At 60.5% G+C, this 26687-nt stretch carries 22 protein-coding genes, 2 tRNA genes, 3 rRNA genes and 1 pseudogene; 13 read left to right on the top strand and 15 right to left on the bottom strand.

From position 1 onward, the window contains the following. Nucleotides 1–99 precede the first annotated feature (99 nt). The 4 genes and pseudogenes from ACZ9A3_RS06100 to ACZ9A3_RS06085 all read left to right on the top strand — a co-directional run. Nucleotides 100–1389: pseudogene (locus tag ACZ9A3_RS06100) on the top strand (cache domain-containing protein); the annotation flags it as partial. Between the two features lie 102 nt (nucleotides 1390–1491). Next, nucleotides 1492–2247, top strand: a complete 756-nt coding sequence (locus tag ACZ9A3_RS06095) for a methyl-accepting chemotaxis protein (protein WP_371128684.1) — start codon at nucleotides 1492–1494, stop codon at nucleotides 2245–2247. Between the two features lie 104 nt (nucleotides 2248–2351). Beyond that, nucleotides 2352–3338 (top strand): ABC transporter substrate-binding protein, encoded by a 987-nt coding sequence (locus ACZ9A3_RS06090; RefSeq protein WP_476252232.1) that lies wholly within the window; start codon nucleotides 2352–2354, stop codon nucleotides 3336–3338. Continuing rightward, the gene (locus tag ACZ9A3_RS06085) at nucleotides 3335–4186 is read left to right on the top strand and encodes an ABC transporter permease (protein ID WP_476252231.1); all 852 of its coding nucleotides are present in this window, start codon (nucleotides 3335–3337) and stop codon (nucleotides 4184–4186) included. Before ACZ9A3_RS06090 ends, ACZ9A3_RS06085 begins: the two co-directional genes overlap by 4 nt. A gap of 40 nt (nucleotides 4187–4226) precedes the next feature. Here the strand turns inward: ACZ9A3_RS06085 and ACZ9A3_RS06080 are convergent, their stop codons facing one another. From ACZ9A3_RS06080 to ACZ9A3_RS06065, 4 genes are read right to left on the bottom strand one after another with little or no spacing between them, the layout of a single operon-like run. Then, nucleotides 4227–5546 (bottom strand): sensor histidine kinase, encoded by a 1320-nt coding sequence (locus ACZ9A3_RS06080; protein WP_476252230.1) that lies wholly within the window; start codon nucleotides 5544–5546, stop codon nucleotides 4227–4229. After that, nucleotides 5543–6211: a response regulator transcription factor gene (locus ACZ9A3_RS06075; RefSeq protein ID WP_045201340.1), complete on the bottom strand. Its 669-nt coding sequence runs from the start codon at nucleotides 6209–6211 to the stop codon at nucleotides 5543–5545. The genes ACZ9A3_RS06080 and ACZ9A3_RS06075 overlap by 4 nt, the downstream gene beginning before the upstream one ends. After that, complete coding sequence (locus tag ACZ9A3_RS06070) at nucleotides 6211–6525, bottom strand: PepSY domain-containing protein (protein ID WP_093385064.1); 315 nt, start codon at nucleotides 6523–6525, stop codon at nucleotides 6211–6213. Before ACZ9A3_RS06070 ends, ACZ9A3_RS06075 begins: the two co-directional genes overlap by 1 nt. After that, nucleotides 6525–6833, bottom strand: a complete 309-nt coding sequence (locus ACZ9A3_RS06065) for a PepSY domain-containing protein (protein ID WP_093385069.1) — start codon at nucleotides 6831–6833, stop codon at nucleotides 6525–6527. The genes ACZ9A3_RS06070 and ACZ9A3_RS06065 overlap by 1 nt, the downstream gene beginning before the upstream one ends. A gap of 159 nt (nucleotides 6834–6992) precedes the next feature. On the opposite strand from ACZ9A3_RS06065, the gene ACZ9A3_RS06060 reads away from it, so the two are divergent. Both ACZ9A3_RS06060 and queD read left to right on the top strand, forming a co-directional pair. After that, nucleotides 6993–8075, top strand: coding sequence for a patatin-like phospholipase domain-containing protein (locus ACZ9A3_RS06060; protein ID WP_476252229.1), 1083 nt, complete (start codon nucleotides 6993–6995; stop codon nucleotides 8073–8075). 49 nt (nucleotides 8076–8124) lie between these two features. Beyond that, complete coding sequence (gene queD, locus ACZ9A3_RS06055; RefSeq protein WP_010226613.1) at nucleotides 8125–8481, top strand: 6-carboxytetrahydropterin synthase QueD; 357 nt, start codon at nucleotides 8125–8127, stop codon at nucleotides 8479–8481. Between the two features lie 124 nt (nucleotides 8482–8605). Here the strand turns inward: queD and rrf are convergent. The 5 genes from rrf to ACZ9A3_RS06030 all read right to left on the bottom strand — a co-directional run bounded on the left by rrf (nucleotide 8606) and on the right by ACZ9A3_RS06030 (nucleotide 13747). Further along, nucleotides 8606–8721, bottom strand: a 5S ribosomal RNA gene (gene rrf, locus ACZ9A3_RS06050). Nucleotides 8722–8857: 136 nt separating this feature from the next. After that, nucleotides 8858–11747, bottom strand: a 23S ribosomal RNA gene (locus tag ACZ9A3_RS06045). Between the two features lie 214 nt (nucleotides 11748–11961). Next, nucleotides 11962–12037 (bottom strand) — tRNA-Ala (locus tag ACZ9A3_RS06040). Between the two features lie 10 nt (nucleotides 12038–12047). Further along, nucleotides 12048–12124: transfer RNA gene (locus tag ACZ9A3_RS06035), tRNA-Ile, on the bottom strand. 85 nt (nucleotides 12125–12209) lie between these two features. Then, a 16S ribosomal RNA gene (locus ACZ9A3_RS06030) occupies nucleotides 12210–13747 on the bottom strand. Together the 16S, 23S and 5S rRNA genes with 2 tRNA genes alongside form the textbook arrangement of a ribosomal RNA operon. Before the next feature lie 596 nt (nucleotides 13748–14343). Between ACZ9A3_RS06030 and rhtA the strand changes: the two genes are divergently transcribed. Together rhtA and ACZ9A3_RS06020 are read left to right on the top strand one after the other, a co-directional pair. Continuing rightward, on the top strand, nucleotides 14344–15231 hold the full coding sequence (gene rhtA / locus ACZ9A3_RS06025) for a threonine/homoserine exporter RhtA (protein WP_045202035.1): 888 nt from the start codon (nucleotides 14344–14346) through the stop codon (nucleotides 15229–15231). Between the two features lie 185 nt (nucleotides 15232–15416). Next, nucleotides 15417–15698, top strand: a complete 282-nt coding sequence (locus ACZ9A3_RS06020; RefSeq protein WP_045202036.1) for a hypothetical protein — start codon at nucleotides 15417–15419, stop codon at nucleotides 15696–15698. A 59-nt stretch (nucleotides 15699–15757) separates the two neighbouring features. Here the strand turns inward: ACZ9A3_RS06020 and ACZ9A3_RS06015 are convergent, their stop codons facing one another. Next, a complete protein-coding gene (locus ACZ9A3_RS06015) occupies nucleotides 15758–17569 on the bottom strand; it encodes an aminopeptidase P family protein (protein WP_213601939.1) in 1812 nt (603 codons plus the stop codon). 56 nt (nucleotides 17570–17625) lie between these two features. Beyond that, nucleotides 17626–18786, bottom strand: a complete 1161-nt coding sequence (locus ACZ9A3_RS06010; RefSeq protein WP_213601941.1) for a cysteine desulfurase family protein — start codon at nucleotides 18784–18786, stop codon at nucleotides 17626–17628. A 220-nt stretch (nucleotides 18787–19006) separates the two neighbouring features. On the opposite strand from ACZ9A3_RS06010, the gene ACZ9A3_RS06005 reads away from it, so the two are divergent. Together ACZ9A3_RS06005 and ACZ9A3_RS06000 are read left to right on the top strand one after the other, a co-directional pair. Next, the gene (locus ACZ9A3_RS06005; RefSeq protein WP_258597161.1) at nucleotides 19007–20116 is read left to right on the top strand and encodes a DUF3182 family protein; all 1110 of its coding nucleotides are present in this window, start codon (nucleotides 19007–19009) and stop codon (nucleotides 20114–20116) included. Then, nucleotides 20103–20873: an alpha/beta hydrolase family protein gene (locus tag ACZ9A3_RS06000; protein ID WP_045202044.1), complete on the top strand. Its 771-nt coding sequence runs from the start codon at nucleotides 20103–20105 to the stop codon at nucleotides 20871–20873. The genes ACZ9A3_RS06005 and ACZ9A3_RS06000 overlap by 14 nt, the downstream gene beginning before the upstream one ends. On the opposite strand, the gene ACZ9A3_RS05995 is transcribed toward ACZ9A3_RS06000, so the two are convergent. Beyond that, the gene (locus ACZ9A3_RS05995; protein ID WP_093385094.1) at nucleotides 20856–21233 is read right to left on the bottom strand and encodes an antibiotic biosynthesis monooxygenase; all 378 of its coding nucleotides are present in this window, start codon (nucleotides 21231–21233) and stop codon (nucleotides 20856–20858) included. The two genes, ACZ9A3_RS06000 and ACZ9A3_RS05995, sit on opposite strands and share 18 nt — an antisense overlap. 88 nt (nucleotides 21234–21321) lie before the next feature. Between ACZ9A3_RS05995 and soxR the strand changes: the two genes are divergently transcribed. After that, nucleotides 21322–21786 (top strand): redox-sensitive transcriptional activator SoxR, encoded by a 465-nt coding sequence (gene soxR, locus ACZ9A3_RS05990; RefSeq protein ID WP_476252228.1) that lies wholly within the window; start codon nucleotides 21322–21324, stop codon nucleotides 21784–21786. On the opposite strand, the gene ACZ9A3_RS05985 is transcribed toward soxR, so the two are convergent. Continuing rightward, nucleotides 21783–23207 carry an FAD/NAD(P)-binding protein gene (locus ACZ9A3_RS05985; RefSeq protein WP_093385103.1) on the bottom strand — a complete coding sequence of 475 codons (1425 nt, stop codon included), beginning with the start codon at nucleotides 23205–23207 and terminating at the stop codon, nucleotides 21783–21785. The genes soxR and ACZ9A3_RS05985 overlap by 4 nt on opposite strands. Before the next feature lie 78 nt (nucleotides 23208–23285). Beyond that, nucleotides 23286–24266 (bottom strand): GlxA family transcriptional regulator, encoded by a 981-nt coding sequence (locus ACZ9A3_RS05980; protein WP_093385108.1) that lies wholly within the window; start codon nucleotides 24264–24266, stop codon nucleotides 23286–23288. A 107-nt stretch (nucleotides 24267–24373) separates the two neighbouring features. On the opposite strand from ACZ9A3_RS05980, the gene ACZ9A3_RS05975 reads away from it, so the two are divergent. Further along, nucleotides 24374–24931 (top strand): cysteine hydrolase family protein, encoded by a 558-nt coding sequence (locus ACZ9A3_RS05975; protein WP_093385113.1) that lies wholly within the window; start codon nucleotides 24374–24376, stop codon nucleotides 24929–24931. A gap of 21 nt (nucleotides 24932–24952) precedes the next feature. On the opposite strand, the gene ACZ9A3_RS05970 is transcribed toward ACZ9A3_RS05975, so the two are convergent. Continuing rightward, complete coding sequence (locus tag ACZ9A3_RS05970) at nucleotides 24953–25516, bottom strand: helix-turn-helix domain-containing protein (protein ID WP_093385117.1); 564 nt, start codon at nucleotides 25514–25516, stop codon at nucleotides 24953–24955. Nucleotides 25517–25600: 84 nt separating this feature from the next. On the opposite strand from ACZ9A3_RS05970, the gene ACZ9A3_RS05965 reads away from it, so the two are divergent. Then, complete coding sequence (locus tag ACZ9A3_RS05965; RefSeq protein WP_476252227.1) at nucleotides 25601–26548, top strand: DMT family transporter; 948 nt, start codon at nucleotides 25601–25603, stop codon at nucleotides 26546–26548. Nucleotides 26549–26687 lie beyond the last annotated feature (139 nt).

Here is a 26687-nt window from a genome sequence, read left to right as displayed (position 1 = left end):
CGAAAACGACGCATTTCAATTGAACGTTTGAATAAAGAAAACGGCATCGCGGCCGACATAGTCGGCAGCCTCAATCTTTCAGGATCAAAGGACTTCGCCATGTCGTTCAGACAACTTTCCATTCAGTGGAAGATCACCCTGCTGGCCGGCCTGTGCCTGGCCGGCATCGTCACCCTGCTGGTGGGACTCTCGCTGTATCGCATGGAGCACAGCACGCAACTGGTCAAGGCCAGCAGCATGCAGATGCTCACCGAAGCGGCCCAGGGGCGCATTGAATCCCAGGGTGAAGTCCAGGCACTGAACATCCGTCGCCAGTTCATGGACGCCTACCAGTACGGCGCCGGCTTCTCGCGCCAGGTGCTGTTTTTGCGCGAGCAGGCCGAAAAACGCTTCCTCGATGCCTTCGACCTGCGCGAAGACATGACCCGCCAGGTGCGCGCGGCCCTGCAGGCCAACCCCGAGCTGCTCGGCCTGTCGCTGGTGTTCGAGCCCAACGCGCTGGACAACAAGGACGCGTTGTTCGTCGACCAGAAAGACCTGGGCAGCAACGAGAAAGGCCGCTTCGCCCTGTACTGGTCGCAACCGACCCCGGGCCAGCTGACCTCGATGGCGCTGCCCGAACGCGACATGAATGACACCAGCATCGGCCCCAGCGGCGAGCCGGCCAACACCTGGTCGGTATGCCCGCGCACCACCGGCAAGGTCTGTGTGATCGAGCCCTACTTCTATGAGATCAACGGCCAGCAGGTGCTGATGACCAGCATCGTGTTCCCGCTGAAGGCGGCCGACAAAGTCATCGCCACCCTGTCCATCGACATCAATCTCAACAGCCTGCAGGCCATGAGCCAACAGGCCAGCCGCAACCTCTACCAGGGCCAGACCCAGGTCGGCATCCTCAGCCCCGTGGGCCTGCTGGCCGGCTACAGCCCGGACGCCAGCAAGCTGGCCCAGCGCTTTGACCAGGTCGATAGCGAAAAAGGCGCCGAACTGATCCGCCTGCTCGGCGACAGCACGCCGCTGCACAGCATCCACCACAATCAGCGCCTGAAAGTGCTGGCCTCGTTTGCGCCAATACCTGGCGGCAAGCCCTGGGGCGTGCTGCTCGACGTGCCGGAAAGCGCCCTGACCGGCCCGGCCGAAGCCCTCAAGCAAGAGCTCGACCAGCGCAACACCAGCGGCACCCTGATGGAATTGGGCCTGGGCCTGCTGGCGGCCATCGTCGGCTTGTTGCTGATCTGGTTGATGGCGCGCACCGTGACCCGGCCGATCCTTGGCGTGGCGGCGATGCTCAAGGACATCGCCAGCGGCGAAGGCGACCTGACCCGGCGCCTGACCTACGACAAGCGCGACGAACTGGGCGAACTGGCCGGCTGGTTCAACCGTTTTCTCGACAAGCTGCAACCGACCATTGCCGAGGTCAAGCGCTCGGTCCAGGCCGCCCGCGATACCGCCGACCAGTCTTCGGCCATCGCCACCCAGACCAGCGCCGGCATGGAGCAGCAGTATCGCCAGGTCGACCAGGTGGCCACCGCTTCCCATGAGATGAGCGCCACCGCCCAGGACGTCGCCCGCAGCGCTGCGCAAGCCGCCCAGGCCGCCCGCGACGCCGACCAGGCGACCCGCCAGGGCCTGGCGGTGATCGACCGTACCACCAGCAGCATCGACACCCTGGCTGCCGACATGAGCACCGCCATGAGCCAGGTCGAGGGCCTGGCCGAGAACAGCGAGAAGATCGGTTCGGTGCTGGAAGTAATCCGCTCGATTGCCGAGCAGACCAACCTGCTGGCCCTCAACGCCGCCATCGAGGCCGCGCGTGCCGGTGAAGCCGGCCGTGGTTTTGCCGTGGTTGCCGACGAGGTGCGCAACCTGGCGCGCCGGACCCAGGAGTCGGTAGAAGAAACCCGCCAGGTCATCGAACAGCTGCAAGCCGGTACCCGCGACGTGGTCGGCGCCATGGACAGCAGCCATCGCCAGGCCCAGGGCAGCGTCGAACAGGTCGGCCAGGCAGTCACCGCCCTGCAGCAGATCGGCAATGCGGTCACGGTGATCAGCGACATGAACCTGCAGATCGCCAGCGCCGCCGAAGAACAGAGCGCGGTGGCCGAAGAAATCAACAGCAACGTGGCGACCATTCGTGATGTCACCGAATCGCTGTCGGAACAGGCCAACGAATCGGCGCGGGTCAGCCAGTCGCTCAACAGCCTGGCCAACCAGCAGCAGGGGCTGATGGATCAGTTCCGGGTGTGAAAACTTCACGGGGCAAGCCTGCTCCTATTCATCTGTAGGAGCGGGCTTGCCCCGCGATCGGTCTACTACACTTGCCGGACTCCCTACCCTGCGAGCGAGGCACAATGAAGCCGATCACCACCTTGCTGGCCAGCGCCTTCCTGGCGCTGGGCCTGGTCACCTCAAGCGACGCCGCCGATAAATCCACGCCCATTCGCTTTGGCGACATCACCTGGGAAAGCGGCAGCCTCACCACCGAAATCCTGCGGCTGATTGTCGAAAAAGGCTACGGCTACCCCACCGATATCCTGCCCGGCAGCACCGTGAGCATGGAAGTGGCGCTGGCGCGCAACGACATCCAGGTCATCGGTGAGGAATGGGCCGGCCGCAGCCCGGCCTGGATCAAGGCCGAGCAGGCCGGCCAGGTGTTCAGCATCGGCGATACGGTGAAGAACGCCGATGAGGGCTGGTATGTGCCGGCCTACGTGATCAAGGATCTGGCGCCAAAGCTGCGCTCGGTGGCCGACCTCAAACAGTACAAGGCCGTGTTCAAGGACCCTGAGTCCCCCGACAAGGGCCGCTTCCTCAACAGCCCCAGCGGCTGGACCTCCGAGACCGTCAACAGCCAGAAGCTCAAGGCCTACGGGCTGGACCAGGACTACGTGAACTTTCGCAGTGGCTCGGGCGCGGCGCTCGATGCTGAAATCACCTCGGCGATCCGCCGCGGCAAGCCTGTGTTGTTCTACTACTGGAGCCCTACCCCGCTGATGGGCCGCTACGAACTGGTGCGCCTGGAAGAACCCGCTTTCGATGCCCAGGCCTGGAAGACCCTGACCGATGCCAGCAACCCCAACCCACAAGGCACGCGCTCACTGCCGGCGAAATTGTCGATTGGTGTTTCGGCGCCATTCAAAAAGGACTATCCCGAACTGGTCGAGTTCTTCGCCAAGGTCGACCTGCCCATCGATACCCTGAACAAGACCCTGGCGCAGATGAGCGAAAAGCGCGAGTCACCCAAGGATGCCGCGCTCAGGTTCATGCGCGATTACCCTGGTATCTGGAAAGCCTGGCTACCCGTCGAAGTGGCGCGCAAGGTCGAGGCCAGCCTGTGAGTGGAGGTTTTCCCGAAGCGCTGCACTACTCCTTTGCCGATGCCGTTAACCGTTTTGTCGATTGGTTGGTGCTGGCTTACGGCGACCAGCTGCGCAACGTTTCCGATGGCTTGCTGCAGGTGCTGGTTGGCCTCGAGAACCTGCTGCGCCTGGCGCCCTGGTGGCTGTTGCTGGTGATTGTCGCGCTGATGACCTGGCACGCCAGCCGCAGCATCACCCGCGCCCTGGTGCTCAGCGGCCTGTTGTTTCTGATCGGCGTGGTCGGCCTGTGGGACAAGCTCCTGCAGACCTGCGCACTGGTGCTGGTGAGCACCGGCCTGTGCGTATTGATCGGCGTCCCGCTCGGCATCCTCCTGGCCAGCCGACCGTTGGCGCGCAAGCTGCTGATGCCGGTGCTCGATGTCATGCAAACGCTGCCCAGCTTCGTCTACCTGATCCCGGTGCTGATGCTGTTCGGCCTGGGCAAGGTACCGGCGATCTTCGCCACCTTGATCTACGCCCTGCCGCCGTTGATCCGCCTGACCGAACTGGGCCTGAGCCAGATCGACCCGAGCCTGACCCAGGCGGCCCACGGCCTGGGCGCCAGTCGCTGGCAGCGGCTGCAGCGGGTGCAACTGCCGCTGGCGCTGCCGAGCATCATGGCCGGGCTCAACCAGTCGGTGATGATGGCGCTGTCGATGGTGGTGGTCGCCTCGATGATTGGCGCGCGCGGCTTGGGCGAGGATGTGCTGGCAGGAATTCAGACGCTCAATGTCGGCAAAGGGGTGGAGGCCGGGTTGGCGATTGTGGCGCTGGCGATGGTGATTGACCGGATTAGTCAGGCGTATGGGCAACCGCGGCGCGGTTAGAATTTGCGGGCCTCATCGCGATCCGACTTGCCCCGCGATGCTATCTGACCCTGCGCGGCAGCTCGATGCTGACCCGCAAGCCACCCAGCGGACTCTCAAGCAGACGCATCTGCCCGCCCCAGGCTTCGACGATATCGCGCACGATGCCCAGGCCCAGGCCGTGGCCATCGACCTGCTCGTCAAGCCGGGTACCGCGCTCAAGCACTTGTTCACGAGCCGCCTGCGGAATGCCGGGGCCGTCATCATCGATCCACAGGCAATAGCGTTGCGGCTGTTCTTCGATGCTCAACTGCACCTCGCTGTCGGCCCATTTGCAGGCATTGTCCAGCAGGTTACCCAGCAGTTCGAGCAGGTCTTCGCGGTCCCAGGGCAGGAGCAAACCGGGCGGCACCTGCTTGCTCAACTCCAGGCCTTCGCCATGGATCATGCCCAGGGTCGACAGCAGCCCGGGCAGCTCGGCATCGCAATCAAACTGCGCGCCCGGCAACGCATCGCCAGCCAGCCGCGCGCGATTGAGCTCACGGCTCAGGCGCTGCTGGATCTGCTCGAGCTGGTCGCGCAACTGGGCACGGACTTGCGGCAAGTCTTTGAGGCGTTCGCTGGAGGCCAGGCTAAGCAGCACCGCCAACGGCGTCTTCAGCGCATGCCCGAGGTTGCCCAGGGCATTGCGTGAACGACGCAGGCTGTCTTCGGTGTGGGCCAGCAAGTGGTTGATCTGTGCGACCAGGGGCTCAAGCTCGGTAGGCACCTGGGTATCGAGCTGCGAACGCTGGCCTTGCTGCAGTTGGGCGATCTGTTCGCGGGCGCGCTCCAGCGGCCGCAGCGAGCGGGTCACGGTGATGCGTTGCAGTACCAGGATCAACAACAGTGCGACCAGACCCAGCCCCAGGCCGATCTGCTGCATGCGCCTGAAGCCATCGCGCACCGGGGTATAGTCCTGGGCCACGCTGATGGAAATCGCCTGGCCCAGGCGCCGGTAATCGGCCCGCAGCACCAGCAGTTGCTGGCCTTCCGGCCCCAGCTCCAGGCCGGCGTGCAGCCCCGGGGATTGCGGCGCCGGCATGTCCATGTCCCACAACGAACGCGAGCGCCAGTTGCCGCCGTCAAAATCGATGCGAAAGTAATAGCCGGAAAACGGCCGCTTATAGGCCGAGGAAATTCGCCGCTCATCCAGTTCAAGGCCGGTCTGGCCGCGTACCAGGGCCACCAGCAGGTTTTCGCTCTCCTTGCGCAGACCGGTCTCCAGGTAGCGCTGCAGGCCAGCCTCGAACAGCCACAGGCTGATCTGCGCCAAGGCCAGCCCGACCAGCACCAATACCGCAATCAGGCCAAGGCTCAGGCGTGCCTGAATCGACTTCACTCGCAGCTCCCGGCATAGCGATAACCCTGGCCACGGCGGGTTTCGATCACGCTACGGCCGAGCTTGCGGCGCAGGTGATTGACGTGCACTTCGAGAACGTTGGAATCGCGCTCGGTCTCACCGTCGTAGAGGTGTTCGGCGAGGTGGCTTTTCGACAGGATCTGTTGCGGGTGCAACATGAAGTAGCGCAACAGGCGAAACTCGGCAGCGGTGAGCTGGATGTCGACGCCGGCGCGGGTGACGCACTGGCGGCCTTCGTCCAGCTGCAGGCCGGCGGCTTCAAGGGTCGGCTGGTTGGCCAGGCCGCGGGCACGGCGTAGCAGCGACTGGATGCGCAGCTGCAGCTCTTCTGGATGAAACGGCTTGCTCAGGTAATCATCGGCACCGGCCTTGAGCCCCTCGATACGCTCGGCCCACGAGCCGCGCGCGGTGAGGATCAGCACCGGTGTCACCAGCCCCGATGCCCGCCACTGGGCCAGCACCTCAAGCCCCGGCAAGCCAGGCAAGCCGAGGTCGAGAATAATCAGGTCATAGGGTTCGCTGCTGCCCTGGTAGACCGCATCCCTGCCGTCGGCCAGCCAGTCGAGCGCATAGCCCTGGCGTTGCAGGCTCTGGGTCAGTTCATCCGCCAGCGGCACGTTGTCCTCGACCAGTAACAGGCGCATCAGTCATCTTCCTCGTCTTTGAGCAGCGCTCCATTGGTAGCGTCGAGCTTGATCTCGCGTACCACGCCTTCAGGGGTCAGCAATTCGACCTCGTACTCATACCTGTCGTGTTTCTCTTCCAGCTCCGCTTCCAGCAGTTTCGCCCCGGGGTAACGCCCCAGGGCGGACTGCAGCAGTTGCTCAAGCGGCAGGATCACGCCCTGCTGACGCAATTGCAGGGCTTCATCCTGATCGAGGTCGCGGGCCGAAGCCAGCGAGCAGAGGGCCAACAGCGCGATGAGAAGTGTCTGTGCTGTTCGCGATCGAACGGTCATTAGTTATCCCGGGCATCCTTGAGGATTTCACCGGTCTTGGCATCCATGTCGACATCCCACTCGACATTCTGAGCGTCACGCAGTTCGACCTTGTAGATGTAGCGGCCGTACTCGTCTTCCAGCTCGGAATCGGTGACGGTTGCGCCTGGGTGCTTGGCTACTGCGGCGGCCTTGAGTTCGTCCAGAGACTTGATGGTCTTGGCGTTGACCAGTTTTACGACCTCGTCAGGCTGTACATCTTTAGCCATTGCAACGTTGGCGCTCAGGGCAAGGGCAGCAGTGGCGAACAGGGCAGTCAAAGTTTTCATGGTGTCTCTCCGTTGAGATCAAAAATGTTTCTACGGGGCCTAGAGTACCCAACCGAACTTAATTGAAGCTGAAAACAACTGGCGACATGATAGCGCAGCCCTGCCCCACTTCCGGAGCGCTGTTCTTTATAATTACCGGCTCAAGACAGCGAGGCCCGTATGAGTGCAATCCATATCAAGTACCCGGCGCTGACGCTCAAGGCCGGCAATCGCGCCTTGCAGCGCATCCGCGAGCGTGGATTACAGGCTGCCGATGTGGGTGTGCTGCCGGGTGCAGCTGGGGGGCCCAAGGCCCTCGGCATACAAGGCCTGGACCTGGCGTTGTTCGGCCATTGGTTGCCCAGCGCACCTCGTGAGCGGGCGTTGATCGGCGCATCCATCGGCTCCTGGCGCTTTGCCAGCGCCTGCTTGCCCAACCCCGCCCAGGCCCTGCAGCGCCTGGGCCAGCTGTACACCGAACAGGACTTTGCCAAGGGCGTGACCCAGGCCGAAGTCAGCCGCAGCTGCGAGCGCATGCTCGATGAACTGCTCGAAAACCGCGACGCACAGATACTCGCAAGCCCGGGCTACCGCCTGAACATCATGGTGGTCAAAAGCCATGGCCTGCTTGCTGACGATCACCGCGGGCGCCTGGGCATGGGCCTGTCATCGGTCATCGCTGACAACCTGATTGGCCGTGCACGCCTGTCGCGGCACTTCGAGCGAATCATCTTGCACGACGCCCGCAGCGCTCCGCCATTGCAGCCACTGACGGACTTCCCCTCGCGCTGCCTGCCACTGGATGTTGCCAATTTGCGCCATGGCCTGCTGGCCTCGGGGTCGATCCCGATGGTCATGCAAGGCGTACGCGATATTCCGGGTGTCGGTCAGGGGACCTATCGAGATGGTGGCTTGCTGGACTATCACCTTGACCTGCCTTTTGCCGGCGATGACCTGGTGCTCTATCCGCACTTCACCGACAAGGTCATCCCCGGCTGGTTCGACAAGGCCCTGCCGTGGCGCCGTGGGGATACCCAGCGCTTGCGCAATGTGCTGCTGCTTGCGCCTTCGCCGCAGTACCTGGCCAGCCTGCCCTACGGCAAGCTGCCGGATCGTAGCGATTTCAAGCGCTTCATGGGCGATGCGGGCAGCCGTCAGCGTTATTGGCACAAGGCAATGGCTGAAAGCCAGCGCCTGGGCGACGAGCTGCTCGAACTGATAGAAACCGGCAAGCTGCACACGCATCTGCAACCACTGAAGTGACCATGCTGGTAAACTGGCAGCCAGCATTGGTTTACAGAGTCAAGATATCGTGGAAATTTTCAAAGAGTTTACGTTCGAATCGGCCCACCGCCTGCCCCACGTGCCTGAAGGGCACAAGTGCGGTCGCCTGCATGGCCATTCGTTCAAGGTTGCCCTGCACCTGACCGGCCCGCTCGATCCACATACCGGCTGGATCCGCGACTTCTCCGAGATCAAGGCGATCTTCAAGCCGCTGTACGAACAACTGGACCATAACTACCTGAACGACATTCCTGGCCTGGAGAATCCGACCAGCGAAGTGATCGCCAAGTGGATCTGGGACCAGGTCAAGCCACTGCTGCCAGAGCTGTCCAAGGTACGCATTCACGAGACCTGCACCAGTGGTTGCGAGTACTACGGCGACTGAGTCGGCGAAGGAAGCGAACAAACCACCCTGCGGGGTGGTTTTTTTTGGCTGGCATTTTATCCAGCTGGGCGCTGAAAAGACAAAACCCCTACCTGCATATGCAGATAGGGGTTTCGGAATTTAATCTTGACGATGACCTACTCTCACATGGGGAAACCCCACACTACCATCGGCGATGCATCGTTTCACTGCTGAGTTCGGGATGGGATCAGGTGGTTCCAATGCTCTATGGTCGTCAAGAAATTCTGTTGCCAGAAGGTCTTGTTCAGACACTCCAGCGAATCGGGTATGTGATGTTTGTGAGTTACAAATCTTCGGCTGTGCAGTCTTCACAACACCGCAATCTGGTCTTCGACGCAAATTGCTTGGGTGTTATATGGTCAAGCCTCACGGGCAATTAGTATTGGTTAGCTCAACGCCTCACAGCGCTTACACACCCAACCTATCAACGTCGTAGTCTTCGACGGCCCTTCAGGGAGCTCAAGGCTCCAGTGAGATCTCATCTTGAGGCAAGTTTCCCGCTTAGATGCTTTCAGCGGTTATCTCTTCCGAACATAGCTACCCGGCAATGCCACTGGCGTGACAACCGGAACACCAGAGGTTCGTCCACTCCGGTCCTCTCGTACTAGGAGCAGCCCCTCTCAAATCTCAAACGTCCACGGCAGATAGGGACCGAACTGTCTCACGACGTTCTAAACCCAGCTCGCGTACCACTTTAAATGGCGAACAGCCATACCCTTGGGACCGGCTTCAGCCCCAGGATGTGATGAGCCGACATCGAGGTGCCAAACACCGCCGTCGATATGAACTCTTGGGCGGTATCAGCCTGTTATCCCCGGAGTACCTTTTATCCGTTGAGCGATGGCCCTTCCATACAGAACCACCGGATCACTAAGACCTACTTTCGTACCTGCTCGACGTGTCTGTCTCGCAGTCAAGCGCGCTTTTGCCTTTATACTCTACGACCGATTTCCGACCGGTCTGAGCGCACCTTCGTACTCCTCCGTTACTCTTTAGGAGGAGACCGCCCCAGTCAAACTACCCACCATACACTGTCCTCGATCCGGATAACGGACCTGAGTTAGAACCTCAAAGTTGCCAGGGTGGTATTTCAAGGATGGCTCCACGCGAACTGGCGTCCACGCTTCAAAGCCTCCCACCTATCCTACACAAGCAAATTCAAAGTCCAGTGCAAAGCTATAGTAAAGGTTCACGGGGTCTTTCCGTCTAGCCGCGGATACACTGCATCTTCACAGCGATTTCAATTTCACTGAGTCTCGGGTGGAGACAGCGCCGCCATCGTTACGCCATTCGTGCAGGTCGGAACTTACCCGACAAGGAATTTCGCTACCTTAGGACCGTTATAGTTACGGCCGCCGTTTACCGGGGCTTCGATCAAGAGCTTCGCGTTAGCTAACCCCATCAATTAACCTTCCGGCACCGGGCAGGCGTCACACCCTATACGTCCACTTTCGTGTTTGCAGAGTGCTGTGTTTTTAATAAACAGTCGCAGCGGCCTGGTATCTTCGACCGGCATGGGCTTACGGAGCAAGTCCTTCACCCTCACCGGCGCACCTTCTCCCGAAGTTACGGTGCCATTTTGCCTAGTTCCTTCACCCGAGTTCTCTCAAGCGCCTTGGTATTCTCTACCCAACCACCTGTGTCGGTTTGGGGTACGGTTCCTGGTTATCTGAAGCTTAGAAGCTTTTCTTGGAAGCATGGCATCAACCACTTCGTCGCCTAATGGCAACTCGTCATCAGCTCTCGGCCTTAAGATCCCGGATTTACCTAAGATCTCAGCCTACCACCTTAAACTTGGACAACCAACGCCAAGCTGGCCTAGCCTTCTCCGTCCCTCCATCGCAATAACCAGAAGTACAGGAATATTAACCTGTTTTCCATCGACTACGCTTTTCAGCCTCGCCTTAGGGACCGACTAACCCTGCGTCGATTAACGTTGCGCAGGAAACCTTGGTCTTTCGGCGTGGGAGTTTTTCACTCCCATTGTCGTTACTCATGTCAGCATTCGCACTTCTGATACCTCCAGCAAGCTTCTCAACTCACCTTCACAGGCTTACAGAACGCTCCTCTACCGCATCACCTAAGTGATACCCGTAGCTTCGGTGTATGGTTTGAGCCCCGTTACATCTTCCGCGCAGGCCGACTCGACTAGTGAGCTATTACGCTTTCTTTAAAGGGTGGCTGCTTCTAAGCCAACCTCCTAGCTGTCTAAGCCTTCCCACATCGTTTCCCACTTAACCATAACTTTGGGACCTTAGCTGACGGTCTGGGTTGTTTCCCTTTTCACGACGGACGTTAGCACCCGCCGTGTGTCTCCCATGCTCGGCACTTGTAGGTATTCGGAGTTTGCATCGGTTTGGTAAGTCGGGATGACCCCCTAGCCGAAACAGTGCTCTACCCCCTACAGTGATACATGAGGCGCTACCTAAATAGCTTTCGAGGAGAACCAGCTATCTCCGAGCTTGATTAGCCTTTCACTCCGATCCACAGGTCATCCGCTAACTTTTCAACGGTAGTCGGTTCGGTCCTCCAGTCAGTGTTACCTAACCTTCAACCTGCCCATGGATAGATCGCCCGGTTTCGGGTCTATACCCAGCGACTAAACGCCCTATTAAGACTCGCTTTCGCTACGCCTCCCCTATTCGGTTAAGCTCGCCACTGAATATAAGTCGCTGACCCATTATACAAAAGGTACGCAGTCACCTAACAAGTAGGCTCCCACTGCTTGTACGCATACGGTTTCAGGATCTATTTCACTCCCCTCTCCGGGGTTCTTTTCGCCTTTCCCTCACGGTACTGGTTCACTATCGGTCAGTCAGTAGTATTTAGCCTTGGAGGATGGTCCCCCCATATTCAGACAAAGTTTCTCGTGCTCCGTCCTACTCGATTTCATGACTAAGAGATTTTCGCGTACAGGGCTATCACCCACTATGGCCGCACTTTCCAGAGCGTTCCGCTAATCTCAAAGCCACTTAAGGGCTAGTCCCCGTTCGCTCGCCACTACTAAGGGAATCTCGGTTGATTTCTTTTCCTCAGGGTACTTAGATGTTTCAGTTCCCCTGGTTCGCCTCTTGCACCTATGTATTCAGTACAAGATACTCAGCTTATGCTGAGTGGGTTCCCCCATTCAGAGATCTCCGGATCAAAGTCTGTTTGCCGACTCCCCGAAGCTTATCGCAGGCTACCACGTCTTTCATCGCCTCTGACTGCCAAGGCATCCACCGTATGCGCTTCTTCACTTGACCATATAACCCCAAGCAATCTGGTTATACTGTGAAGACAACATTCGCCGAAAACTTGTAATTACTCACAAATTTTACCTTAGCCTGAACACACACCAGTGAAAGTGCTGTCCAGTCTATCTTTCTATCACATACCCAAATTTTTAAAGAACGATTCTGAAAAAGTTCAGAAATCAATATTCGATACGAATATTCATTTCTAAGCTTTGACGTAAGGTGGTGGAGCCAAGCGGGATCGAACCGCTGACCTCCTGCGTGCAAGGCAGGCGCTCTCCCAGCTGAGCTATGGCCCCAACAAGAAACTGGTGGGTCTGGGCAGATTCGAACTGCCGACCTCACCCTTATCAGGGGTGCGCTCTAACCAACTGAGCTACAGACCCAGTTAAGAGCTGTTACCGATATCGTCTTCTTCAATGAATCAAGCAATTCGTGTGGGAGCTCATAAGACAGCTGATGTCTGTCGATTAAGGAGGTGATCCAGCCGCAGGTTCCCCTACGGCTACCTTGTTACGACTTCACCCCAGTCATGAATCACACCGTGGTAACCGTCCTCCCGAAGGTTAGACTAGCTACTTCTGGTGCAACCCACTCCCATGGTGTGACGGGCGGTGTGTACAAGGCCCGGGAACGTATTCACCGCGACATTCTGATTCGCGATTACTAGCGATTCCGACTTCACGCAGTCGAGTTGCAGACTGCGATCCGGACTACGATCGGTTTTGTGAGATTAGCTCCACCTCGCGGCTTGGCAACCCTCTGTACCGACCATTGTAGCACGTGTGTAGCCCAGGCCGTAAGGGCCATGATGACTTGACGTCATCCCCACCTTCCTCCGGTTTGTCACCGGCAGTCTCCTTAGAGTGCCCACCATAACGTGCTGGTAACTAAGGACAAGGGTTGCGCTCGTTACGGGACTTAACCCAACATCTCACGACACGAGCTGACGACAGCCATGCAGCACCTGTGTCAGAGTTCCCGAAGGCACCAATCCATCTCTGGAAAGTTCTCTGCATGTCAAGGCCTGGTAAGGTTCTTCGCGTTGCTTCGAATTAAACCACATGCTCCACCGCTTGTGCGGGCCCCCGTCAATTCATTTGAGTTTTAACCTTGCGGCCGTACTCCCCAGGCGGTCAACTTAATGCGTTAGCTGCGCCACTAAAATCTCAAGGATTCCAACGGCTAGTTGACATCGTTTACGGCGTGGACTACCAGGGTATCTAATCCTGTTTGCTCCCCACGCTTTCGCACCTCAGTGTCAGTATGAGCCCAGGTGGTCGCCTCTCGCCACTGGTGTTCCTTCCTATATCTACGCATTTCACCGCTACACAGGAAATTCCACCACCCTCTGCCCTACTCTAGCTTGCCAGTTTTGGATGCAGTTCCCAGGTTGAGCCCGGGGATTTCACATCCAACTTAACAAACCACCTACGCGCGCTTTACGCCCAGTAATTCCGATTAACGCTTGCACCCTCTGTATTACCGCGGCTGCTGGCACAGAGTTAGCCGGTGCTTATTCTGTCGGTAACGTCAAAATACTCACGTATTAGGTAAGTACCCTTCCTCCCAACTTAAAGTGCTTTACAATCCGAAGACCTTCTTCACACACGCGGCATGGCTGGATCAGGCTTTCGCCCATTGTCCAATATTCCCCACTGCTGCCTCCCGTAGGAGTCTGGACCGTGTCTCAGTTCCAGTGTGACTGATCATCCTCTCAGACCAGTTACGGATCGTCGCCTTGGTGAGCCATTACCTCACCAACTAGCTAATCCGACCTAGGCTCATCTGATAGCGCAAGGCCCGAAGGTCCCCTGCTTTCTCCCGTAGGACGTATGCGGTATTAGCGTTCCTTTCGAAACGTTGTCCCCCACTACCAGGCAGATTCCTAGGTATTACTCACCCGTCCGCCGCTGAATCGAAGAGCAAGCTCTTCTCATCCGCTCGACTTGCATGTGTTAGGCCTGCCGCCAGCGTTCAATCTGAGCCATGATCAAACTCTTCAGTTCAATACTGCTTGGGTTTTGAGAAAACCCTAAACTTGGCTCAGCAATCTCAAATGACTTACTTTCAAATCTTTCGATTTTCGTGTAGCCACTTGTGATGCTGATAATCTTTTTGACTATCAGTCTGAGCTCACAAGCACCCACACGAATTGCTTGATTCAGTTGTTAAAGAGCGGTTGGTTAAGAGCTTTTCGTCTCAACCGAGGCGCGCATTCTACGCTTTCCTCAGAGCCTGTCAAGCGTTTATTTTGAAGTTTTTCGTTTCGCTTCAAACACTTGACTCGCTGCAATCTCTCGTAGCGGGAGGCGAATTCTACAGCGTTTCAAACCGCTGTCAACTGCCTTTTTCACCGCTGCCAATCTTTCGATCGAAGCCCCTCCGGATGACCCTGGAACCGCTAACTCTTTGAAACTCAAGGAGTTTTCAGTTCCGACTGCGCCGGAAGTGGGGCGAATTATAGAGAGATTAAATCGGACGTCAAGGGTTAATTCAGAAAACCCCGAACAAAAGAATAATGAGCAGTATATTGCTCATTATTGGGCCTTTGCGCATCATAGTCTGCCCGCGCTAGTACCTATATAAGGAATGCCCTCCCGCAATGAATAGCCAACCCCGCAGCCTGGCCGCCACTCTCTTCCCTATTGGCTTGCTGCTGATCGCCATGGCCTCGATCCAGTCCGGGGCCTCGCTGGCCAAGAGCATGTTCCCGGTAGTGGGCGCACAAGGCACCACCACCCTGCGCCTGATCTTTGCCAGCATCATCATGTTGTTGCTGCTGCGCCCCTGGCGCGCCAGGCTCAGTGCCAGCACCCTGCGCACCGTGATCATCTACGGTATGGCCCTGGGCGGGATGAATTTCCTCTTCTATATGTCGCTGCGCACCGTGCCACTGGGCATTGCCGTCGCCTTGGAGTTTACCGGCCCGCTAGCCGTCGCCCTGTACGCGTCGCGACGGGTCGTGGATTTTCTCTGGATCGGCCTGGCGGTAATTGGTTTGCTGCTGTTGATTCCGATCGGCCAGACCAGCGCCGGCATCGACCTGGTTGGCGCAGGCTACGCACTGGGCGCCGGCGTGTGCTGGGCGCTGTACATTCTATATGGGCAAAAGGCCGGTGCCGAGAACGGCATCCAGACCGCCGCCCTGGGCGTGATGATTGCCGCGCTGTTCGTCGCCCCCATCGGCATAGCCCATGCCGGTAGCGCGCTGCTCACCCCATCACTGCTGCCTATCGCCCTGGGCGTTGCGATACTCTCCACGGCCCTGCCCTACAGCCTGGAAATGGTCGCCCTGACACGCATGCCCGCCCGGACCTTCGGCACCTTGATGAGTATCGAACCCGCGTTCGGCGCACTATCAGGCTTGCTGTTCCTGGGCGAAGTGCTGACCGTAGCGCAATGGCTGGCTATTGCCGCAATCATTACCGCCTCAGTTGGCGCCACCCTGTCACTGCGCAAGGAACGCCCGGCGCTGGTTGCCGCTGACTGATTTGAGAAATATTTGCATTTAAATAGACGCTGGTCATTGTGCCGGACTTCCACCATCTTTAAGCTGTCATATAACGTCAACCTTAAAGATATCTAATTGACAAGACAGGGACGCGAAGAGGCATCAGGGACGAAGCACGGGAAATTAGACACGGGCGGTAGACCCGGTACGCATTAAGGACAGGAATGAAACGAATTTTGCTCATCCTAGCCATTTTGGCCATCGCGGGGTGTGCGGCGACGGCGAGCACCGAAGTCAAACGAGGCAAGAAAGGCCTGCACATCAACTGCTCTGGCCTGTCTTCATCTTGGGACAAATGCTACGCCAAGGCCGAAGCCTCCTGCGGCAGCAAAGGCTATAAAGTCATTGCCCGTTCAGGTGACGGCGATGCCGAGCCCGGTGACTATCCTTTTGGCCTCAACCCTGCTGGCTACACCAGCCGCAGCATGATCGTCATCTGCAAGTAAGCTGATCAAAAAACAAGGGCAGCCCACAGGCCGCCCTTGCTGTCACTGCCGTCTAGATATCAGATCGATTCCGTACGAACCTGCAACCAACGCAACGCAGGCCCCTCCAACAATGGCGAAAGGCGCTTGCGTACCTCTGCGTGATAGCCATTGAGCCAGTCACGCTCCTCACTACTCAATCGCTCCGTCAGCAGGCAGCGGGTATCGATCGGACACAGCGTCAGGGTTTCAAACTCGAGAAAGTCGCCAAACGCGCTTTTGCCCGCCTCACGGTTGAACACCAGGTTCTCGATACGCACGCCCCACTCGCCGGGACGATAGGTACCGGGCTCGATCGAGGTGATCATTCCCGCCTGCATGGCGGTCTGTGGCGCGGCGGCGGCCTGATAGGCAATCACCTGCGGCCCTTCATGCACATTCATGAAGTAGCCGACACCATGCCCTGTGCCATGACCGTAGTCGACCTGCTCCGCCCAGATGGGCGCACGGGCTATGGCATCGAGCAGTGGCGACAGGATGCCGCGAGGGAAACGCGCGCGGGACAATGCAATGACACCTTTGAGTACCCGGGTGCAGTCCTGTTTTTGTTCAACAGAGGGGTTGCCTATCGGCACCATCCGGGTGATGTCGGTAGTCCCGCCCAGGTACTGTCCGCCGGAATCGATCAGCAACAGACCATCGCCTTCAATGCGCGCGTGGGATTCGTCGGTTGCCCGGTAATGCGGCATGGCGCCATTGGCATTGAAGGCGGCGATGGTCGAGAAGCTCAGCGAGACGAACCCCGGGCGACGTGCACGCGAAGCACTGAGCTGTTCATCCACGCTTAGCTCGGTGATCGGCTCGCCGCGCCCCTGGGCCGCCTCGAACCAGGCGAAGAATTCGCACAGCGCCGCGCCATCTTGCTCCATGGCCTTGCGGATATGTGCAAGGTCGGCTGCGCTTTTCTGCGACTTGGCCAGCGTGGTCGGGTTCAACCCTTCTACCAGGCGAACGCCATTGGCGGCATTGGCCAACAGGCCACTGGTAACTCGCGCCGGGTCGATCAGCAGGCTGGCGCCAGCGGGAATCGCGGCCAGTGCCGAGGCAACCTCGGCATAGTCGCGCAAACTGATGCCGTCGACTTCCAGCACATGACGCAAATGTTCGTCGACCTTGTTCAGGGCGACGAACAGGGTGGCCTGACCTTGGCTGATCAGGGCAAAGGAGACGAACACCGGATTGTAGGAAACGTCACTGCCGCGCAGGTTGAACAGCCAGGCGATGTCGTCCAGAGTGGCGATGAAGTGCCAGTCGGCGCCACGCTCGCCCATGGCCTGACGCAGGTTGGCCAGTTTTTCGGCACGACTGACCGTGGCTTCGGGCGGCAGGTGCTGGTACACCGGGTTTTCCGGCAGCGCCGGGCGGTCAGCCCAGATTTGCCCGAGCAGATCCCTATCACTTAACAAACGCACGTTGCGCGCCTTGAGCCGCTCGCCCAGCTGGCGTGCAGATGCCAGGGCCATGACCGCGCCGTCGACCGCAACCACGCCGCCTTCAGGGGCCTGCTCGGCCAGCCAGTCCAGCGGACCGGGCTTGCCTGGCAGCAACTTCACCAGTTCGATGGTAGTGCCCGCCAGTTCCTTTTCTGCCTGTTCCCAATAGCGGCTGTCCGCCCACAGGCCGGCGAAGTCGGCGCTGACGATCAAGGTGCCGACCGAGCCATGGAACCCGGACAACCATTGCCTGGCCTGCCAATAACCGGGCAGGTATTCGGAAAGGTGCGGGTCGGCCGAAGGCACCAACAGGGCATCGACGCCTTCGCGCTGCATCACTTCACGAATACGTTCCAGGCGCGTATTCACCGCTTCCTGCGTTGAAGACTGAGTGTTCATGCTGACTCCTGCTACCACGGCATCCATTGTTATAGGCGCTGATAATGGAACAGGCTTCAGCCCTGGGCAACCGCCCAGAAGGGTTGTGATTGTAACGAGGCCTTTATCGCGCGGATTGCCTGGTCGATGTCTTCTGCCCGGGTGTAGCGGCCCAGGCTCAGGCGAAGGGTCTGGCGCGCGGCCTGCGGTTCGAGCCCCAGCGCAAGAAGCACGTGGGACGCTGCATTGCTCGCCGAATTGCAGGCTGAGGTCGAAGAAAATGCCAAGGTCTGGGCCAACGTCGAAAAATCGGGAACGTCACCGCCGAAGGTAAGACTCAGGGTATGCGCGACGCGTTGCCCGGCACTGCCGTTGAGCTTCACCCCGGGCACGCTCAGCAACTGATCGAGCAAGCGCTGCTGCAGATGAGCGATGCGCCGGGTTTCGTCGTCAAGCAGCGCCTGGGCCACGGCAAACGCCTCGCCCATGCCGACGATCTGGTGCGTTGCCAGCGTCCCGGAGCGCAGCCCGCCTTCGTGCCCGCCGCCGTGGATCTGCGCTTGCAGCAAGGGCCTGGCGCGCTCTCCTACATACAAGGCGCCAATACCTTTGGGCCCATAGACCTTGTGCGCGGAAAAGGACATCAAGTCGACCGGCCAGCGGGCCAGGTCGATCGACAGCTTGCCCGCCCCTTGCGCCGCGTCCACATGCAGCAAGGCGCCATGCTGGCGTACAACCTCGGCCAGCGCCGGGATATCGTTGACGGTCCCCAGCTCGTTATTCACCAGCATCAGTGAAACCAGGAAGGTATCTTCGCGCAGGGCTGCGCGAAGCGCTTCGGTTGTGATCAGGCCCTGGGCGTCGGGCGCGAGCAAGGTCAGCTCGAATCCGTTTTGCTCAAGCTGGCGAACGGTATCGAGCACCGCCTTGTGTTCGATCTGGCTGGTAATGATGTGACCACCCTGGCGCCCCTGGGCGAGGCCCTTGAGCGCCAGGTTGTTCGATTCGGTCGCCCCCGAGGTCCAGACGATCTGCCCGGCCTGCGCCCCCACCAGCCCGGCAACCTGGGCACGGGCATTCTCCACGGCCGTGCGCGCGTTCTGCCCGTAGTAATGGGAGCTGGAGGCCGGATTGCCAAAATTGCCCGAGGCGCCCAGACAGCTGACCATGGCCTGGATGACTCGCTCGTCGACCGGTGTCGTGGCGGCGTAGTCGAAATACAGCGGAAGATCGTTCATGACAGCAGGCTCTCTGGTTGTCGTCGCCATGCAAAGCAGACGTTGCCTAAATCCGTGTAGGGAAAGTGCAACGCCATAGTGCACCAGCCACCAATAGAACTATAAATTATCAATTTTCATATTTATATAACCTAAAAAACCATCCTTCAGTCACTCACCCTGAACTTCTGCCACTCATGGACTTCACATTCAGTACAGCCCGGCAAGGGAGGATCTGCCCATGCTCCGATCGACAGACCGCAAGCAAGGCGTGGTGCTGCTGGATACCCGTCAAAGTACACCCGAACACGAACACAGTGTGCACCTCAAGCTCGCCGAACGGCTCGCGCAGTTGTTCCACACCGAGGTGGTCAGCCCTGCCCAGCCGCCGACGGCAAAACAGAACTTCTACTACCTGCCCACTGAAACCCTGATCGGTGCCGAACGCTATCGGGCAATGGGCATTGGCGCACCGACCGATCTGTTTGGCGGCCTGGTCAGCCAACCGTTTATGGCCACCAAGGCGATTTCCCACCCGATTGCGGCCGATGCGCGTTTTCCGCTGGGCTGGAGCAATGATTTCGCCCGGCTGGCCCAGGATGCGCTGCTTCGTGGCTACAGCGTCTTTAGCCTCGACGATGCCCTGCGCGCCGCACAATTGCTGTTGCGCGAGGGGCCCCTGCGCCTCAAGCCGGTACGCGCCACCGCAGGCCGCGGGCAATCCGTGATCGACAACATGAAAGGCCTGGAACAGGCACTGGGCGCCATGGATGAACAGGAAATAGCCCTCTGGGGCCTGACCCTGGAGGAGAACCTCAGCCAGGTGCAGACCTTCAGCGTCGGCCAGGCCCTGGTCGCCGGCATCCTCTGCAGCTACTACGGCACCCAACAGTTGACCCGCGACCATCAGGGCGAGGAGATCTACGGCGGGTCGGACCTGGTGCTGGTGCGCGGTGACTACGACGACCTGCTGCAACTGCAACTGGAAGATCACCTGCGCCTGGCCATTACCCAGGCCAGGACCTACGAACAGGCCGCGCTGCAGAGCTTCCCTGGGTTTATTGCCTCACGGCGCAACTATGACGTGGCACGCGGCCTTAACAGCCAGGGCAAGCTGCGCAGCGGCGTGCTCGAACAATCCTGGCGCATCGGTGGTGCCAGCAGTGCCGAGGTACTGGCGCTGCAGGCGTTTGCCGCTGACCCGGCGCTGATGCGCGTGCGCGCCTCCACCCATGAAGCCTTCGACGCGCCTGAGCTGCCCGCCGATGCGACGATTTTCTATCAGGGGGACGACAGTGAACTCGGACGAGTCTGCAAATACGCACGGATCCGCGACTATGACCATCCATAGCGAAGCGATCGAGATTCCGGTCGATGGCGAGAGCATCGCCGGAACCATCGTCAGCCCCAGTGCCAAGGTGCCCGCCATCCTCTTTGTGCACGGCTGGGGTGGCAGCCAGCAACGCGACCTGGCCAGGGCCAAGCAGATCACCGGCCTTGGCTGCGTGTGCATGACCTTCGACCTGCGTGGCCACGAGAAGACCGAAAGCCAGCGCCTGAGCGTTACCCGCGAGCAGAACCTCGCTGACCTGGTTGGCGCCTACGATCGGCTGGTCAGTCATCCGGCAGTCGACAGCAGCGCCATCGCCCTGATCGGCAGCAGCTACGGCGGCTACCTGGCGACCTTGCTTACAGCCTTGCGCCCGGTCAAATGGCTGGCATTACGGGTGCCGGCGCTGTACTGGGATGAGGAATGGAAGCTGCCCAAACAAGCCCTCGACCGCCAGCGTCTGAGCGACTACCGTCAGCGCCCGCTCGCGCCGGCAGACAACCGTGCACTGGGCGCCTGCGCCGAGTTTGCCGGCGATGTGCTGCTGGTGGAGTCGGAACAGGACGACTTCGTGCCACACAGCACCTTGATGAGTTACCGCTCAGCCTTCGTCAGTGCCCATTCGCTGACCCACCGGATCGTCGACGGCGCCGACCACGCGCTGTCCAGCGACCGCAGCCAGAAGGCCTACAGCTCTATTCTCAGTGCCTGGATCAGCGAAATGGTCATTGGCGCGCGACTTGACCGCTACCCGCATCATTCACCCTGGTACTCCTGAGTCCATAGGCAGTTGGCAGTGCAGCCCGTGCTCGGCTGTACGCGCCAGGCTGCTGAGGGTCTGGAAGGCATTGAAGTTCACGCTTCTGGCCTGGTGCTGGCGAATCAGTTGCAGGAACGGCTCCTGCTCGAAACTGCTGACAGCAGCCTCCCAGGCAGTACGCGACCGCCACTGCAGGTATTGCAATACCCGGCTGCCATCATCGCTGGCCTGGATACTGGCAGCGACCAGGCCGTTGTGCTGCACGGCAAGGTACTCGCTGCGCAGCACCAGCGCCTGGGCCAGCGCGTGTTGACGATCCGGCGCCACCTCGAACTCGATCATCTGGGTAAAACACAGGCTGTTGTCTGAAACCAGCATGAAGCTACTCCCTCTGCCTTTGCACTTGCGGTGCGATGGCAGGCAGGGTAAAACCTCGAGTTAACTAGAGGTCAAGAGAAATCCTGTCATGCCCGATACCGCCCAGAGCGCCCTCAGCGTCGGCCAACTGTCGGCGCGCAGCGGCGTGGCCGTGACCGCCCTGCATTTCTACGAAAGCAAAGGCCTGATCTACAGCACCCGCAGCGCCGGCAACCAGCGCCGCTACCCGCGCGAAACCCTGCGTCGGGTGGCGGTGATCAAGATGGCGCAACGCCTGGGTATTCCCTTGGCCTCCATTCATGCCGCGTTGCAAACGCTGCCGGTGGGCCGTGCACCGAGCGTGAAGGACTGGCAACGGCTATCGGAGCAATGGCGCCAGGACCTGACCCGGCGCATCGACAAGCTGATGGTGCTGCGCGACCAGCTCGACGGCTGCATCGGCTGCGGCTGCATGTCGCTGCAAAGCTGCCCGCTGCGCAACTGTGACGACCAGCTCGGCGAACAGGGCCCCGGGCCGCAACTGCTGGAGCCTGGCGCCGAACACGACGACTAACGGCCCGTGCCGGCCAGAAGCTGCGCCAGCGCCTTGGCCTGCAAGGCCACGTCGGTCACCGATGTGCTCTCCCACCACAACCCGCGCAGCGGCGGGCCCATGGCAAACAGCTGCGAACTGTAGCGGCCCTCGCCATCCTGCACCGCGCCCTGGGCGTTTGCGGCGATGCCCAGGGCCAGCGGCCCCGGCTGGATCAGCCGGCGTTGCAGCAAATTCTGCGGCAAGGGCCGGGCCACCCGGCGCCAGTCGTACTCAATACCGGTGGAATTGATCAGGGCGTCGGCGCTGATCCGCTCGACCTGCGTTTGCCCGCGAAAGCGCAGCTTGACCACCGGCAGGCGGTCGGCGCCGGTTTCGACCCCTTGCAACGACGCCGCATGAATCCGCAATCGCCCTGCTTCGATCAACTGCGCCAGCAATGCCGCTCCCGGCGGTGGCGATCGATGATGATGGCTCTCCCACCAGGGCCGCACATGGCGCACGAACTGGCGCTTGTGACGCTCGCTGGCCTGGCTCCAGAGCCTGCCGATATGCACGCGCACGGTGTCCAGGGGCGCCTGCCAGTCGATGCCCTGCTGCTGGGCCAGGCGGCACTGATTGCGCAAGGCCCGCAGCAGTTGCAATGGACTGCGCAGTGACAGGTCCGCAGCGAGAAAATCTTCCCATGCCGGCGGTTGACGACGTACATGAGGTAGCAGGCCGTGGCGCGAAAACACCTCGATCGGGCCGCGATGGCCGGCTGCCTGCAGCGACACCACGGCGTCGACCATGGTCAACCCGGAACCGATAATGACCACCCGGCCGTCCGGGTTGATCGACCGCATGGCCTGGATATCCCAGGGGTCCACACAGGCGCTGTTGAAAGCATTGTCGCCGCGTTGGGGAGTACGCGCGGCGGCAAACATGCCGGTGGCCAGGACGGCCCGGCTGGCGCGCAAGGTCCGACCGTCGGCCAGGCTTACGCTGAGCCCCAGTTCATCCACCGCCAGGTCCAGCGCCTCGGCCTGAACATGCTCAAGCCACGAGCCCTGCTGCGCACCCACCGCCTGCGCCTCGGCCAGGCGCTGACGGACATACACGCCAAACAGCCCGCGAGGCGCAAACAGCTCTGTCACCGGTACCCCTTGCGCGGCCGACTCTGGCCAGCCTCCGGCAGCAATGTGCTGGCCCAGCCACTGGCTCAGGTCATCGGCGTTGTCCGGGTCGACACTCATGCGCGCGGCATTGCCGTTGAGGGTGTGCCCCAGGTGCGTGGCGCTGTAGGCTTCGCCGCGCCCCAGTTCATCGCGTGGCTCGACGACCAGTACACGGCGCTGGCCAGCTTGGCGCAGCAACTGCGCCGCGAGCAGCGCTGCGCTCAAGCCACCGCCAATGATCAGCACATCAGCCGCAGGGTTGTTGGGGTGTTCAGGGGCGCTCATGGCGTTCTCCGTCTTGTTTGCAACGGATAATAGGCAACAAAACGCCAGGTGCGCAGCCCGGCCTGTACCAAAGTAGGATCAAGCCACCACAGCGGTGAGTCGGCGCCGGTAGTCGCTGGGGGCAAGGCCGGTGACCTTGAAGAACACTTTGCGAAACGCGCCCGGGTCCTGATAGCCGACACCCCAGGCGATCTGGTCGATTGAGCGGTTGGTGAACTCAAGCATGCGGCAAGCCCGCCCGACCCTGACCTGCTGGCAGTACTCGGTGGGTTTAAGGCCCGTGGCGCTGCGAAACCGGCGCAGGAAAGTGCGCTGCTCAAGGCCGGCACACGCGGCCATGGCCGCCAGCGACACCTCACGCGCGCCACTGCCCTGCAACCAGTGCTGGACCTTGAGCACCGCCTCATCGCCGTGGTCCAGCCGAGGGCTGAAGACGCTGCCGGGGTGCTGCCCGCCGCTGACCCGTTCGACCGCCAGGAACCGCGCAGTCTCCGCCGCCAGGGTTTCGCCCAGGAAACGCTCGACCAGTTTCAGGCCCAGATCGGTCCAGGCCATCAACCCGGCCGAGGTGATGATGTCGCCGTCATCGAGCAGCGGCAGGTTGGCTTCGACCTGCACCTGCGCAAAGCGCTCGGCCAGTGATTGCGCGAAATTCCAGTGGGTGGTCGCCGGGCGCCCGTCAAGCAGGCCGCTGGCGGCGATGAAGAACACCCCGACGCAAACCGACACCAGCAACGCGCCGTCCGCATGCCATTGACGCAGGCTGGCACAGTAGCGATCGAGCAGTTCGGGCGAGGGCGCCTGGGTCAGGCTCGGCGGGATGATCATGGCCCGCAGCGGGTGCAGGCTGCCTGGGTGCGTGTCGAAGGTTACCTGCAGTTGCTGATCAGGCCCCTCGCTCCAATGGCTGACGCGCAGTGCAGGCCGCTCCAGCGCCCCCAACTCCAGGCGCAGGCGGTTGGCCACGGCAAACAGATCGGTCAGGCCATGCACGGCGGCCAGTTGCGCGCCGGGATAAACCAGCACGCCAATTTCCAGAGTGTCCTGCGCCGCTGCCATTGTCAGTTTTTCCCGCCAATTTGTCGTTCGCGCCAATCCGCAAGCGCATCGTCCAAGCCTATAACTATCACCACGCCACAACCACTCCCCAACACGAGGCTTTTGACATGAGCAAGCAGGCACTGATCGTCATCGATATCCAGAACGATTACTTCCCCGGCGGCAAATGGACCCTGGATGGTGCCGATGCGGCAGCCGACAACGCCGCCAGCATCCTTGAGGCCGCCCGCGCCCGCGGCGACCTGGTGGTGCATGTACGCCACGAGTTCGAGTCCGAAGACGCGCCGTTCTTCACCCCGGGCTCGCAAGGTGCGCAGATTCACCCCAAGGCCGCCAGCCGCGCAGGCGAGCCGGTGCTGCTCAAGCACAAGGTCAATTCGTTCCTGGGTACCGGGCTCAAGCAGTTGCTGGACGAGCAGAACGTCAGCGAACTCACGGTGATCGGCAGCATGAGCCACATGTGCATCGATGCCGTCTGCCGCGCGGCGGCCGATTACGGCTATGGCGTCACCGTGGTTCACGATGCCTGCGCGACCCGCGCCCTGGAGTTCAACGGTATCACCGTGCCGGCGGCGCAGGTGCATGCAGCCTTTATGGCATCGCTGGCCTTCGCCTACGCCCAGGTGATTTCCACCGAGCACTACCTGACCGACACCAAGCGCTGAGTGCCGTGACCCGCCGCGGGCTCAGATCACCACATTGCGCACGAAGCGGGTCGCCACCTCGCCGTCATTGCGATAGGCATAGCGGCGATTGCTGGCAAAGGTGAAGAACTCGCCAGCATTGAGCCGCTGTTGCTGCCCTTCGACCTCCAGGGTCAGGCAGCCTTCGAACACAAACAACTGCTCGCTCCAGCCATCGGCATCGGGCTCGCAGGGGTAGACCTCACCGGGTTCCAGGCGCCACTCCCAGAGTTCGACCTCCCGGGTGGCGGCGGAGCTTGCCAGCAGCACGGCCTTGCTGCCGGGATGCACACCGGCCCAGGCCAGTTCGTTGATGCGGCTCGGGTCGCGGTTATCCGGCGCCTTGATCAAGTCACTGAAGGCAACTTGCAGGGCTTCGGCGATCAGATCGAGAGTAGTCAGACTGACATTCTTTTCGCCGGCCTCGATGGCCACCAGCATGCGCCGGCTGACCCCGGACTTTTGCGCCAGGGCACTCTGGCTCAATTGGGCAGCATGGCGCAGGCGACGAATGTTCTGGCTGACATGCTGAAGCACCGAGGCGCGTTGAGGGGAATCTTTGTGCACTATATTGCTCATCAATAGGGGTTGCGCAGTATACTGCCCACTTTCGCCGCAATTGTGCGTCGACCCTCTTCCGTGTGCAAGGCCATGACCCCAACGAACTCCGCTGAACGCCCTTCCGTTTCCTTCCGGCTGAGCAAGGCCGAACTGGTGCTGGTGTTTATCACTATGCTCTGGGGCGGCACCTTTTTGCTGGTGCATAACGTGATGACGGTCAGCGGGCCGATGTTCTTCGTCGGTTTGCGCTTTGCCGCCGCGGCCTTGTTCGTCGGCCTGGTGACGGCCCGCTCGCTGCCGGGCCTGACCGCTACCGAACTCAAGGCCGGGGTGTTGATCGGTGTATCGATCATGCTTGGCTACGGCCTGCAGACCGTTGGCCTGCAAACCATCAGCAGCAGCCAGTCGGCATTCATCACCGCCCTGTACGTACCCTTCGTGCCCTTGCTGCAATGGCTGGTGCTGGGCCGCCGCCCGGGCCTGATGCCAAGCCTGGGGATTGGCCTGGCGTTTGCCGGCCTGATGCTGCTGGCAGGCCCCGGTGGTGGTTCGCTGCAGTTCAGTCCGGGGGAAATCGCCACCCTGGTCAGCGCCGTAGCCATTGCCGCAGAAATCATCCTGATCAGCCGCTACGCCGGCCAGGTGGATGTTCGCCGGGTAACCGTCGTGCAACTGGCCACCGCCTCGGCGCTGTCGTTCATGATGGTGGTACCGACCCAGGAGCGCCTGCCGGACTTCTCCTGGCTGTTGCTGCTCAGCGCCGTGGGCCTGGGGGCGATGAGCGCGGTGATCCAGGTGGCGATGAACTGGGCACAGAAATCGGTCTCGCCAACCCGTGCCACGCTGATTTATGCCGGTGAACCGGTGTGGGCCGGCATCGTCGGGCGCATTGCCGGCGAGCGCCTGCCAGGCGTGGCCCTGCTTGGGGGTTTGCTGATCGTCGTCGCCGTGGTGGTCAGCGAGCTGAAGTTTCGCCGCCGTAACCAAGAGCAGACGACTCTCGAGGCCCACGCCGAAGAACGCGAACCGGGTCTGTGATCGACAAATGCAGGCTATCCTTTGAAAAAAACTGTTATAAAAAAAAGGATTGATACAGCGCTCTTGTAGGATTCTGCGACAGCTTGCGGGTTGGTGATCGACCAGTCGCCACGTATGATCCCTTACAAACTCCTGCAGA

This window comes from Pseudomonas sp. TE4620, assembly GCF_056279045.1.
This window is presented reverse-complemented; position numbering and strand designations above follow the sequence as displayed.